Annotated in this window: 11 protein-coding genes; 3 read left to right on the top strand and 8 right to left on the bottom strand. The window is 59.6% G+C overall.

All coding sequences use genetic code 11. The annotated features are described in order from the left end of the window. Positions 1-219 precede the first annotated feature (219 nt). Positions 220-1,248, bottom strand: coding sequence for an ABC transporter substrate-binding protein (locus IG616_RS05270; protein WP_192147083.1), 1,029 nt, complete (start codon positions 1,246-1,248; stop codon positions 220-222). Positions 1,249-1,408: 160 nt separating this feature from the next. Then, positions 1,409-2,431 carry an ABC transporter substrate-binding protein gene (locus IG616_RS05265; protein WP_343072346.1) on the bottom strand — a complete coding sequence of 341 codons (1,023 nt, stop codon included), beginning with the start codon at positions 2,429-2,431 and terminating at the stop codon, positions 1,409-1,411. A gap of 216 nt (positions 2,432-2,647) precedes the next feature. Here IG616_RS05265 and IG616_RS05260 point away from each other — a divergent pair, with 216 nt between their 5' ends. Together IG616_RS05260 and IG616_RS05255 are read left to right on the top strand one after the other, a co-directional pair. Then, on the top strand, positions 2,648-3,400 hold the full coding sequence (locus IG616_RS05260; RefSeq protein WP_192147081.1) for a response regulator: 753 nt from the start codon (positions 2,648-2,650) through the stop codon (positions 3,398-3,400). Continuing rightward, positions 3,397-5,550, top strand: coding sequence for an ATP-binding protein (locus tag IG616_RS05255; RefSeq protein WP_192147080.1), 2,154 nt, complete (start codon positions 3,397-3,399; stop codon positions 5,548-5,550). Before IG616_RS05260 ends, IG616_RS05255 begins: the two co-directional genes overlap by 4 nt. Here the strand turns inward: IG616_RS05255 and IG616_RS05250 are convergent. Beyond that, a complete protein-coding gene (locus tag IG616_RS05250; RefSeq protein ID WP_192147079.1) occupies positions 5,510-7,777 on the bottom strand; it encodes a heavy metal translocating P-type ATPase in 2,268 nt (755 codons plus the stop codon). The genes IG616_RS05255 and IG616_RS05250 overlap by 41 nt on opposite strands. A 275-nt stretch (positions 7,778-8,052) precedes the next feature. Between IG616_RS05250 and IG616_RS05245 the strand changes: the two genes are divergently transcribed. Then, on the top strand, positions 8,053-8,346 hold the full coding sequence (locus IG616_RS05245; protein ID WP_192147078.1) for a DUF6916 family protein: 294 nt from the start codon (positions 8,053-8,055) through the stop codon (positions 8,344-8,346). 26 nt (positions 8,347-8,372) lie between these two features. On the opposite strand, the gene IG616_RS05240 is transcribed toward IG616_RS05245, so the two are convergent. The 5 genes from IG616_RS05240 to IG616_RS05220 all read right to left on the bottom strand — a co-directional run bounded on the left by IG616_RS05240 (position 8,373) and on the right by IG616_RS05220 (position 11,901). Further along, the gene (locus IG616_RS05240) at positions 8,373-8,882 is read right to left on the bottom strand and encodes a GNAT family N-acetyltransferase (RefSeq protein ID WP_192147077.1); all 510 of its coding nucleotides are present in this window, start codon (positions 8,880-8,882) and stop codon (positions 8,373-8,375) included. Positions 8,883-8,927: 45 nt separating this feature from the next. Next, the gene (locus tag IG616_RS05235; RefSeq protein WP_192147076.1) at positions 8,928-10,121 is read right to left on the bottom strand and encodes a DUF8189 domain-containing protein; all 1,194 of its coding nucleotides are present in this window, start codon (positions 10,119-10,121) and stop codon (positions 8,928-8,930) included. Between the two features lie 186 nt (positions 10,122-10,307). Beyond that, a complete protein-coding gene (locus IG616_RS05230) occupies positions 10,308-10,832 on the bottom strand; it encodes a phage tail protein (protein WP_192147075.1) in 525 nt (174 codons plus the stop codon). Between the two features lie 9 nt (positions 10,833-10,841). Further along, positions 10,842-11,360, bottom strand: coding sequence for a phage tail protein (locus tag IG616_RS05225; protein ID WP_192147074.1), 519 nt, complete (start codon positions 11,358-11,360; stop codon positions 10,842-10,844). Positions 11,361-11,385: 25 nt separating this feature from the next. Further along, a complete protein-coding gene (locus IG616_RS05220; protein ID WP_192147073.1) occupies positions 11,386-11,901 on the bottom strand; it encodes a phage tail protein in 516 nt (171 codons plus the stop codon). Between the last annotated feature and the right edge of the window lie 560 nt (positions 11,902-12,461).

Here is a 12,461-nt window from a genome sequence, read left to right as displayed (position 1 = left end):
GCCCGGTCCGGCGAGGCCGGAGGGGCGAGTGAGGGCATTTCTTCCCGCGCTGTCCCGGACGCAGCGTAGCGGAGATCCGGGACCTGACCTGCTGTGCTGTCTGCCTGGAGCGTGTACAACAGGCGAAACGGCCCCGGCTCAAGGCCGGGGCGGCGCGGGAGGATGCCTGCCTGTCAGCACCCGGAAGTCCCGGATGCTGACGAAGCGGGAAGAAATGCCTCAGTTGGCGATGGCGCCGACTTCGCGGTCCCAGCGCTCAAGCAGGGCCTTGCGCGTGTCCGGGTTGCCGTAGGTGGTGAAGTCGTAGTCGATCAGCTTGATGTTCTCGAAGCGCGGCGCTTCCTTCGGGATCTCGGCGCTCTTGTTGGACGGCAGCTGGAAGGACTTGGCATCCTTCATGCGGGACTGGACGTCCGGCTGCAGGGCCCAGTCGTACCAGACCTTGGCATTGTCCATGTTGCGGGCGCCCTTGATGATCGACATGGAGCCGATTTCATAGCCGGTGCCTTCGCACGGAGCTTCAACCTTCACCGGGAAGCCTTCGGCAACCTGAGACACTGCATCATGCATGAAAACGATGCCGAGACCGGTTTCACCGCGCGCCGCAGCCTTGACTGGAGCAGAGCCGGATTTGGTGTACTGGGATACGTTGTCGTTCAGCTTTTTCAGATAGTCGAAGGCTTCGTCTTCACCCATGATCTGCACCAGGGTCGCCAAGGCGGTATAGGCGGTGCCGGAAGAATTCGGGTTGGCGATCTGGATTTCGCCCTTCAACTCCGGCTTCAGGAGATCGGCCCAGCACTTCGGCTCGGACAGGTTCTTCTTTGCGGCAATGTCGGTGTTGTAGCCCCAGCCGAGCGCTCCGGCGTAGACGCCGACGGTGCGGAAGCCGGAGCTTTCGGCCTGGCGCTGAGCCCAGTCGTGCAGCTCACCAAGCTTTTCCGACCTGTATTCCGCTGTCAGACCTTCGGAAGCGGCCTGAAGATGGGGATCGCCGGTACCTGCCCACCAGATGTCGGTCTTGGGATTGCGGGATTCCGCGCGGATCTTGGCATAGGTTTCGCCGGATGACAGGCGCACCATGTTGACCTGAATGTCATGGGATTTTTCGAAGTCACCCTTCATCTGCTCACAGATCACAACGTCAGCAGAGCAGATCAAGTTCAGTTCGCCCGCAGCCAGAGCTGCGTTGGTGCCAAGCGCGGTTCCTGCTGCCAGGGTCAGCATGGCAAGTGTCTTTTTCGTCATGGTATTTCCTCCTCTTGAAGACCGCTGTCATCCAGATCATCCGGATGCGGCGTGTCCTTGGTTGTTCGGCGGTGCCGGAAGGCAAAGCTCCTCCGTCCGGCGCCGCGAAATGCAGCCCGATGGGCATGGTCTGTGGTGTGATGGAACGATCCGGGCCCGGTCAGTTGGTGAGGGCAACCTCCTTTTCAAACCGGTCCAGAATCCTGCGCCTCTGGTCTGGTGACCCGAAAGTCGCGAAATCGTAATCCACCATCCGGATCAATGAGATGTCCGGAGCCGCTGTCGGTAAAAGCGCTTTGGCGTTCGACGGCACCTGGTTCTGGCCTGAGGCCGCACCCGTTGCCTGTCCCTCAGCGCTCAAGGTAAAATCCACGAAGCTCTGCGCGAGTGCCTTGAGCTTGGTGCCGCGGACAATGCTGACCGCGCCGATCTCGTAGCCTGTCCCCTCGCACGGGGCGACGATCACCAGTGGCGCGCCGCTGCTTTTCTGGGTCACCGCGTCATGGATAAAGGAAATGCCGATCATCGTTTCACCGCGGGCGGCTGCCTTGACGGGCGCAGATCCCGAGGTCGTGAACTTTGCCACATTGGCGCTCAGGTCCCGAAAATAGGTGAAGGCCTCATCTTCGCCGAAGAGCTGGATCAGCGTAGCAAGTGCCGTATAGGCGGTGCCGGAGGTTTCCGGATTGGCGATCTGAACCAGCCCCCGGTAAGCAGGTGACGTCAGGTCGTTCCAGCAAGTGGGGGCAGGGAGGTTCTTGGCCTCAAGCACCTCTGAATTATAGGCAAAACCGAGAGCGCCAGCGTAAACACCTGATGCTTGGCCGTCCGACATGTCGTGAAAATTCCGGGCCCAGGGCAGAAGACCGGCTTCCGCGGGTGAGGTGTAAGGCTCCAGCAGGCCTTCTGCCGCAGCCTGAAGATGGGTGTCGCCAGTTCCGCCCCACCAGACGTCAACGGAGGGTGCGTCCCGGCCAGCACGGATCTCATCCAGAATCTCACCGGTGCTCTTGCGGGTCATGACAATGTCGAGGCCGCTGCTGCGTTCGAAAGCGGCTTCCATGGCCGCGCACCAGTCCACATCCACGCCGCACAGAACGTTCAACCGTTCTCCGGCATGTGATGGAACTGCGCTGCATGCCCAAAGAGCAAGCCCTGCGCTGATCGCAAGCTTCGCTTTCACCTTGATCCTCCCAGCCCCGGTTCCTCTTCCCCGAGCTGTTGCAAGCATGGGCAGGGGAAGGCCTCCGTGCAACAACAGAATGGTTACTGTTGTTGCACGGAAACCGTAAAATGGTTTCAGCTCTTGCAATTGTTACAATTGTTACAAACCCAAGGAAAATCAGGACTTTGAACTTCCCAGCGCGTGCTTCTATGATGCGTGCGGGAGGACTGAAGCGTGCTGAGTCAAAAGGTTCGAATCCTGATCGTTGAGGACGATCCGGACATGTCGGAGCTCATCTGCGATCTAATAGAAGCAGAAGGCTGGGATCCGGTCTGTGCCGGGTCGGCAGAGGAGGCCGCGGCCGTTCTCGCGCAGCAGGATGTCAGTCTCGTTCTGGTCGATCACAACCTGCCCGGCACATCGGGGCGCACCTTTGCCCAGAGGCTCCGGAGCGAACGGGACGTAGGCATCGTCATGGTGACGGCTGCAGGCAGTGCCGCGGACCGTGTCTTGGGCCTGGAAACGGCTGCCGATGACTATGTCGTCAAACCCTTCGAACCGATTGAACTGACAGCGCGCATCAAGGCCGTTCTGCGCCGGACCAATCCGTCCATCCGCACGGAGCAGCCCGTGCCTGAACCTGTTTCCGTCACCGGATGCGGTCATCTGATCCTGGGCGACTGGTCCGTGGACCTCGCCAACCGCCGGGCCACCTGCAACAGCGACCCAAGCCGCACGCTCACGTCCGCCGAATTCTCGCTGCTGGAAATCCTGGCTTCGACACCGGACAAACCGGTCAGCCGTGCGCAGATCCTGGAACAGCTCGGTGCAGAGACAGACCGTCATGTCGACCGCAATGTGGACGTTCTGGTGCTGCGGCTGCGGCGGAAGATCGAGCCCAATCCGGATCTGCCCCGGCACATCCGCACAAGGCGCGGCAAAGGCTATATCCTGCATCTCGACGGGGGCGGGCCTCAGGTTCCGTGATCAGCCGCCCGTTTCTAGCCTCCATAGCCTTCCGTCTGCCCTTTGCCATCGGGCTGATCTGCGCGCTGGTGATCTGTCTGTCCGCAATTGCCATCTATGGCCTTGCCAAGGCGCGGGACGAGATGACCGCCTACAGGCTGGATGCCTATTCCAGCCTTGCCAAGGCCTCTCTTGTCTCGCGGCAGGTGTCGGACCTTGTGTCCAGTGCACCGTTCCTGATCAACGCCACATCTCCCTATCGGGTGTCTGCCAAGAGCCGGGCCCTGGTGGAACAGGCGGATACGCTGCTGGCGGCCGTTCAACGCCAGCCCTCCGGCGGGTCCGTTTATGGCGCGGCGGAAGAGCGGATCATCTCCCTGCTGCAGGCCATCCGCGAGCAGACGCTGCTTCTGGCGGCCAATGCGGAAGCCGCCCAGCAGCACAAGGCAAAGGCAGCCACAGCTTTAGGCGAAATCGCTGTTGGCAGCGATATTTCCAACAAGGACCTGAGACGCCGCTTAAACTCCATCGTGCAACTCGTCTCCACCGCGGACAGCCTGTTTCAGCTCGGAGAACTGCGCCGGAGATATGTTCAGGAGACGATGCCGGTCGACACGATTGCCGGACCGCCGCCTTTGCCTGCGGATATGCTCGTTCCTTATGACAAGGTGTTCGACGCCCAGACCCAGTATCTTCTGGAAATGTATGCCATCCGCTCGTCGGTGGTGCGGCTGAACCAGGTGGCGAGAGACCTCTCGGAAGCCACCGAGACCCAGTCCGGGATCGTCACCCGCACGCTGGACTCAAACATCCAGTCCGCCTCCCAGAGCCTGAGCCGGTTTCTGACGGCCACAGCCCTTGTGGCGCTGCTGGTGATGATCGCGGCAATCCTTTCCATCCGCACCGTGATGCGCGTGTCCCGGGGGATCGTCGAGCTGGCGCAGGGCATGAACGGGCTGGCCAAGGGACGCAAGGATGTAGGGCCGCCCGACTATGAGGGCGACGAGAGCGAGCTGTTGCAGCTTCGCGATGCCTTTCGCGCCTTCCGGGAAAGTGTTGAGCGTGTCACCCGTTTGCGGCGGACCGCAGAAGCGGCGGCCCGCACCATCCGCTCCACCTTCCGCAGCATGAATGAAGGGATTGCGCTGTTCGATCCTGCCGGTCAGCCGATTACCATGAACCGGCGTGTGATCCAGCTGATGGGCCGGAACGGTTCTGCCCGCAAGATGGCCTTGCGCCGTTTTGTCGAGTCCATTCCGGAGATTGATCCGGATCTCTTGCCGGGAGAAGGTTCCCCTGGCACTCTGGCCGGCTCCGCCTCCGTCCGGCACCGGGACATCAGCGGCAGCGTCACGGAAATCTCCCTGTCGAGACAGGCAGATGGCGGCGTCATATTGCTTGCGCGGGACATTACCCAGGCCGACCGGCAGGAAGCCGAAGCTGCCAAGGCGCAGCGGCTGGATGGTTTCATGCGCATGACCCATCAGGTGAGCCATGAAGTGGGCAACATGATCGGCATCATCACCGGCAGCCTTGGGCTTCTGGAGCGGGACGACCGGTTTGACGGCAAGCAGCGACGCCACATCGCCCGCATCCGCAAGGCGGCCGACCGTGGCCGGGCGCTGGCAAGCAGCATGTTGTCGGTGGGCAGCCAGCAGCCGATTAATCCCAGGCCTCTGAATGTTGCGGCGTTCCTGCGCGGCATGACCGATGTTCTGGAAATTGCGGTCGGGCCAGACTGCGCGGTTCGTCTGGAGACTGTGCCAGACCTCCCGACGGTTCAGATCGACCCGGCCCTGTTCGAGCAATCGATCCTGAACCTCTGCCTGAATGCCTCTGCCGCTATGCCGGGCGGCGGAACGATCACCATTGCCGCGAGCCTCTCTGGCCGTTTTCTGGAGATCAGCGTGAAAGACAGTGGCACAGGCATGTCGCCGGAGGTCGTGGACAAGGCCTTCGAGCCCTATTTCACCACACGGTCCGAGACTGGCGGTGCTGGTCTCGGACTGGCCATGGTCTATGGGTTCATGCGGCAATCCGGTGGCGATGTCCGGATTGCCTCGGTGCCGGGAGAGGGCACGGTGGTAACGCTCAGCTTTCCACTCGCGGCAGGAAGACCTGAACGGGCTGTCACCGCACCGGACGCAGAAGCCGCAAGGCATTCAGCGTGACCAGCACCGTCGCCCCGGTATCCGCCAGAATGGCAGGCCAAAGCCCCGTGATCCCGGCGATGGTGGTCACCAGGAAAACAGCTTTCAACCCGAGCGCGATGGTGATGTTCTGGAAGATGTTGCGCATGGTCCGTTGCGACAGGCGGATCATGGCAGCCACATCGGACACCCGGCCATGAAGGACGGCGGCATCAGCGGTTTCCAGAGCCACATCCGTGCCGCCGCCCATGGCAATGCCAATGTCAGCGGCAGCAAGGGCAGGGGCGTCGTTGATACCGTCACCGACCTTGCCGACCACGAAGCCTTGCCCCTTCAGCTCTGTCACGATGCGCTGCTTGTCCTCTGGCAAAAGGTCCGCACGCATTTCGATGCCGAGCCTTTCGCTGACCGCCTTGGCCGTGCGGGCATTGTCGCCGGTCAGCATGAGAGTGCGGATACCGGCGGAGGTGAGCAGCTGGAGACCCTGGATTGAATCGTCCCGCGGCTCGTCGCGCATGGCGATGGCGCCCGCGGGCCTGCCGCCTGCAATGAGCACGGACACGGTCTGCCCCTGATCATGCAAAGCCGTGATCGCGTTCAACTGCTCAACCGGGAGATCAGCCAGTTCCCCGGCGGCCTTGACGGAGCCCAGGAAGATCTCTTCGCCATTGACCAGACCGCGAACGCCCTTGCCTCCGAGAGCCGAATTGGTCTCAGACGCAGGGATGGAAAGACCATCTGCCTTTGCTTTGGTCAGAATTGCCTCAGCCAGCGGATGGCTGGAGCCGGTTTCAAGCGCGGCTGCCAGGCTCAGGACCTCGGCCTCCGGCCTTTCAAAGGCCAGGACACGGGTCACCTGAGGCTTGCCTTCGGTCAGGGTGCCCGTCTTGTCGAAAGCAATGGCGGTGAGACGGCCGAGTTGCTCCAGAACCGCGCCGCCTTTCATCAGGAGACCGCGGCGCGCCCCGGCAGACAGGGAAGCCGCGATCGCCGCAGGGGTCGAGATCACCAAGGCGCAGGGACATCCGATCAGAAGGATGGCGAGACCCTTATAGACCCACTCATCCCACGCTCCACCGGCCAGAAGCGGCGGCAGGAAAGCCACAAGCGCTGCCATGGCCACCACACCCGGCGTGTAATAGCGGGAAAACCGGTCGATAAACCGTTCTGTCGGCGCTTTGGTTTCCTGGGCTTCCTCCACCAGCTTGACCACACGGGCAATCGTATTGTCTTGAGCGGCAGCCGTGACTTGAACCTTCAAGGCCCCATCGCCATTGACGGTTCCCGCCAGCACAGGCTCTCCGGTCTGTTTGTGAACCGGGACACTTTCCCCGGTCACAGGCGCTTCGTTCAAAGAGCTGCTTCCGGAGACGATTGTGCCATCCGCCGGAACCCGGTCGCCTGGCCGGACCAGGATGAGGGCGCCAACCTGAAGGCTGTCGGCAGGCACTTCCTCAATCCCCTTGCCCGTTTCCACAAAGGCCGTCCTGGGCACCAGGGCGCTAAGCGCCGTAATACCATCCCGGGCCTTTCTGGCGGCAACGCCTTCCAAAAGCTCGCCGATCAGGAACAGGAACACGACCATCGCCGCTTCTTCTGTTGCCTGGAGGACAACCGCGCCAGTGGCAGCAACGGTCATGAGCATTTCAATGGAAAAAGGCGTGCCCGCCTTGGCCGCCATGAAGGCACGCCGGGCGATCGGAACCAGACCAAACAGCATGGCCAGGGTGAAGGCATTGGGCTCCAGGGCAGGTACCGCCAAGGTGACACAATAAGCAAGGACCAGCGCGGCGCCAGTCAGAAGGGTCTGCTTTCCCTTCTTGCTCTTCCACCAGGCCCCCTCCACCGGTTCGTGGTGGTGCCCATGATTCTGACCATGATCGTCATCGTCATGATGTTCCTGTTTGCCGCTTTTGGAATCCCTGTGAGAATGAGGCTCATCATCACTTCCATGGGGATGACCGCAGCCGCAGGCTTCTGCGTGAGGGTGAGCCGCAGCCGGAGCAGACCTGCCGGAGGGGGAGGGCGCGGGAAGGGGGACCAGATCATAGCCCAGCCCCTCGATCTTGCGGCTGAGCCCCTGGAGATCTGCTTCGCGCGAATGCGTGAGTGTCAACGTGGCCGCTGCAACGGAGACTGCGGCGTCTTCAATACCGGGATACCGGCGGGCCGCCGTGCCGATCTTGGCGGCGCAGCTTGCGCAATCCATACCGGACACCCTGAAACGGGTCTGCATGGGACTGGTCATGGGGCAATCCTTTCCTGATTGACCCATGTGTAGGACCTCTAGCCACTATAGCTTCAAGAGGGAGGGAGCATTTTTTAAAGACTGGTTGTCACGGAAGCTTACGGGCGGCAGGATCTCGGCGTGCGACCATAAATTGCTGTAAGGGTTGATTGCAACGATAGAAGCCGTGATTTACAAATAGGCTGAAGGTGGATTTGGAGAGGAGCGGGAGCTTCTGTGAGGTTATCTCCTGCTCAATCCAGATAACGTTTGCCGGTTTTGAAGAAGGTGATTTCATGCGGACTCTCGAGCAATTGACCATTGATGATTTCAAGCCTGTAGAAGGCGAGGTCTTTTCCGTTTCCGCCGGAAACGAGGCGGTTGATCTGATGCTAGTGGAAGTCAAGGCCATGGGATCGGGCCTTCGGGAAGGCGGTGCCTTCTCCTTGCTCTGGCAAGGGCCGAGCGATCCGTTCCTGCCGCAATCGATTTATCGTTTTGGCCATGACGGCCTGGGGCAGCACGACTTCTTTGTCGTTCCAGTCGCCGAGAAGAACGTGGGTTTTCAGTACGAAGTGATTTTCACCTGAGAGGCAAGCAGGAGCGCCGATTCCTTTCAGGAAACTGGCTCCCATCTCAAAAGGTCGTAAACCCCTTTGTCCTCCACCGTCTCGAAGCCGAGGCGGCGGTAGAGTGACATGGCCGGGTTCATTTTCTCAACGTGAATTCCGACGGCTTTTCCGTCTTCACTGGCTTCCTCGATCAGGTCTCCCAGTAAGGCGCTTCCGATACCGCTGCCGCGCATGTCCGGCATGAGGGCAATATCAATAATGCGATGCTCGGATTGCCAGCGCTCAAGATACAGCCGGCCGATGGGCAAGCCGGACTGTTCGATGATGAGCCAAAGCGCATCTGGATAATGCTGCTGGTAATGCGCATGTTGCGCATTGAATTGCATGTCGATGAAAGCCTGCTTCTCCGGTTCGCTCCAGGGCACGCGGGCAAGCTCTGCCTCCCGCGTGCTTCTGTAGAGCCGCCGCAGGAACGGCATATCGTCCTGCGTCAGAGATCTGTAGGAAACCTGATGCCGGGCGGCCCGTTTCAAAAGGGGCCAATGCTTTGTCATGCGGCCGGACCTCTGTCTGCTTCACGCGCTCGACCCCTCACCGGATCAGGGGTTCGGCGTCACGTCACTCGTCAGCGCAAAGCCAGTCAGAGCCGCGCCAATTGGCTGCCAGGTTGCCGACCAGCGGTCTGAAACGAGCTGGGTGATGCAGAAAAGGGTGCTGCTTGCGCTCTGAAGCGCAAAGAGGCTGAGCTGACCGTCGGCATTCGGCCACAGACTCAACGTGCAGTTCCCGTCCATATGGGCAATGATAGCAGGTTGGGTCCAGCTGCCGCTGCCATCCATGATCTCATTGCAGCCGTAGATCGCGCTGCCAACCTGGGCTGCCAGATAGAGACCGGTGTTCCGGGCAGGTCCGAGGGTGAGGGTAGATACCGTATCGGGGAATGAGGAGAACAGAACCCAGTCGGTAAACTCAGATCCATCCACCTCGGTTTGGACGCGCTGATAGATCTTCGAGCCGATCCGGGCAAAGATATGCGCGATGGCGTTGCCGGAAATCGCTGCCGTAATTTGTTCGAAGCCTGTCAGGCCGCCGGAGATATTCTCCCATCCCGCCCAATGCTCAGGAAGCTGCGGATGATCACTGGTCTGCATGTTCAGGTACGGAACCTGCGACGCATTCAGACCAACCAGACAGATCCGTCCGTCGGCATTGTGAAAGGCGCTTAGGGACACAAGGGCCCCTGGCAACTGCTGCCAGTCCGACCAGGCCTGATCGGGCGGCACTCGCACCGGAACGGTCACTTCAATCGGAGTCTCGGTTCCAGGAGGCGTGGTCGTGATCGTTTCTTCGCGGACGGAATAAGAGTTCGCATACTTCCACCAGATCGTTTGATCGGCGCAGACAGCGAAGACATTGATCATTCCATCAATGCCGCGGATCATGGCGGTCGACTTGCAAGGTCCAGCAGCAGGCAGCCCGAGATCGAGCGGCACTTCAAACCGGTCCGTGCCTTCCGGTTCCTCCCGGATAAAGCTCAGGTGTCCGGTCGCATTGTCTTCTGCCAGAAGGGCGACATAGCCGTTCGTCGTCGTCCCAGCCCGGAGGGTAGCTGGCACGTAGGCGTCGCCCGTCAGGGGGGTGAAGCTGCCCGAATAGGGCCCGTTCTCGGAGGTCTGGTCAAAATAGCCGAGCGTTCCGGAGGTGTTTACCGCCGCGACAAAGATCCGGAAATAAGCTGCGGCGCCCGCGGCCTCCTGCGGCAGCCCGTCAGAAGTGATTTCATCAGTTTGCATATCGGTCGTCCTTGTTTCTGGACTTCGGCAGATCCCAAAAATGCGCACGTCTATCCAGGCGCAGAAACCTGCCGGACTAAATTAAGGGGCCGTCGGCCAGAAGCGCCGGCGGTCCAAAAACAGTTCGCTTCAAAAACCTAAAAGCCGAGAGCACTCTTGCGAATCCCCGTAACTCAAGCCCTTCCGTCAGGAGCGGGAAGGGTAGAGGCCCACGAGCGCGATGATGAAATTCAGCACCAGATATGGCTGCTCGTTTTCATGCGACTGCCCCCCGCCGGTGGCAGACAAGGTTTCGTAGGACATATAGGTTGACGAGGTGTCCGAGGAGCTGTACGCGGCAACCGGAAAGGTGGCCGCCAGCGACGTGGTGTTTTCCGGATTTTCCTGTGTTCCCCGGGTGCCGGAGGCGCGCAGACTATGCGTATGAGACGGCATCTGAGCTTCTGTCAGCGTGACGACTTCCGTGCCGAGGCGCTGGCCGAGACGCCGTCCGGTCAACCCTGGCCCCTGGCCAGGGTGCATGGGCGCTCGGCCTTCCATGTTGGGCAACGCCGTCGTCGAGCGGCCATCGCCGCCATAGGTGGTCCCGATCAGGGAAAAAAGTGCGGTGTTATTTGAGATCGGCAGCAGTTGCCCGTCGCAAAAAGCCCAGCCTCTGGGCGCAAAGTTTCCGGCAAAGATCCGGATTTCCGCAATAAACGGTTCAGACATTGCCTTCTCCTAGTGCCTGCTGGGGTAAATTCCGACCAATGCCATGATGAAACTCACGCAAATGCTCGGCATCATATTGGTATGGCTGCGGCTGCCGCCGATGTTCTCGATACTTGCCGTATTCAGGGACGTCGTCTGGGTGTCCTTATTGTAGAGGTTGTAGCCGGAAACTCTTGCGAGAACGCGGTCCGCCGGGCTGTCCTCTTCAGCCAGCGCCGTGCTGGCAGAGAAATCGTGACTGTGGCTGGGAAGCTGGTTGACTGTCAGGGTTACCGTTTCAGAGCCCGACTTGCTGCCCAGGCGCCTGGGGCTCAGGCCGGGTCCTGTTCCTTGATGAATGGGAATTCGACCGCGCATATCTGGTAGGCCGAAAGTCGTCCGGCCATCGCCGCCATAGACCGTTCCAAGCAGAGAAAACAAGGCATCGTTTTGCGACACAGCAAGCAACTGGCCGTCGCAAAAAGCCCAGCCGCGCGGCGCAAAATTGCCGGCGAACATACGAATCTCGCCCACAAAGGGTTCAGACATGAAAATTCCTCCCTGAATTGAGGGCCTAATTGCGGGATGGGAAAAGCCCCTGAAGAGCAATGCAGAAGCTCACGGCGATGTATGGCTGCATGTTGTCATGGGGCTGACTGCCGCCGGTGTTCGCGATCGTTCCGCTTTTCAAAACGACTGCATTCATGCTGGTGTAATCCGCATAGGTTGAAAACCCGACAATCGATGGCGCGCTGAGATAATGGTTCTCGGGGTTGCGCTGGTTGCCCGTTGACAACTGCGCTATCGCATAGTGCATGTGATAAGGCATTTCCGCCACGGTCAAGGTGACCGTTTCGGCCCCGCTCTTTTGACCGAGCGTTTGCCCTTCCCCCCGATGTACGGGCGTTCGACCGCGAAGGTCAGGCAAGGCGAAGGTGGTTCTTCCATCTCCACCATAGGTGGTTCCCAACAGGGAATACAGTGATTGGTTCTGGTTGATGGGAAGGATCTGGCCGTCGGTGAAACTCCAGCCGCGTGGCGGGAAGTCAAACCCGACCATCCGGATTTCTGCAAGAAAGGGTTCGGACATGTCGTCTCCCAAAATTAAAAAATACGACTCGCGGGCTGGTCAATTTCCTCCCTTATCAGTCAGCTTTGCGCCTTCTGATGCCCTAGAGTAATCGCAACCGTATAGAGACATTATCAAAAGCGCAACCAAAATGGATCTGACAAGTTGCAGCCTGGGCACCTACGTGAACCGGCGCAAATGGCTTTAGATGATTCATAAATTGCGTGAATGATTTATCTCAACTTAATATTGAAAAACTTCAACAAAACAATATCTTATCATCGGTGAAATGCCATTGGAGGACAGCGGACTTCAACGTGAGAAAAAAGAGCGATAGTTTATATTCTCTATTAAAAACAGAAACTTATGCGAAATACACAATGACTTCCTGTTCAAGCAGGTCTCCCGTTCGTTCTGAGTTGCAAAAACTCAACACTACCCGCACCTAATAAGTGCATCTCCTGAAGCGGGACACTTTTTCGATTGCAATCGTTTCCTCATGTGTCACAACAATGGCATTGGCATGACGCAGTTGCCATACGTTTTCCGCCTCTTGACGAGTGGATTTCAATTTGGGGCTT

Source organism: Roseibium litorale (assembly GCF_014842915.1).
GTDB classification, from domain to species: Bacteria; Pseudomonadota; Alphaproteobacteria; order Rhizobiales; family Stappiaceae; genus Roseibium; species Roseibium litorale.
The sequence above is the reverse complement of the archived record's forward strand: the minus strand, read 5'-3'. Positions and strand labels throughout refer to the sequence as shown.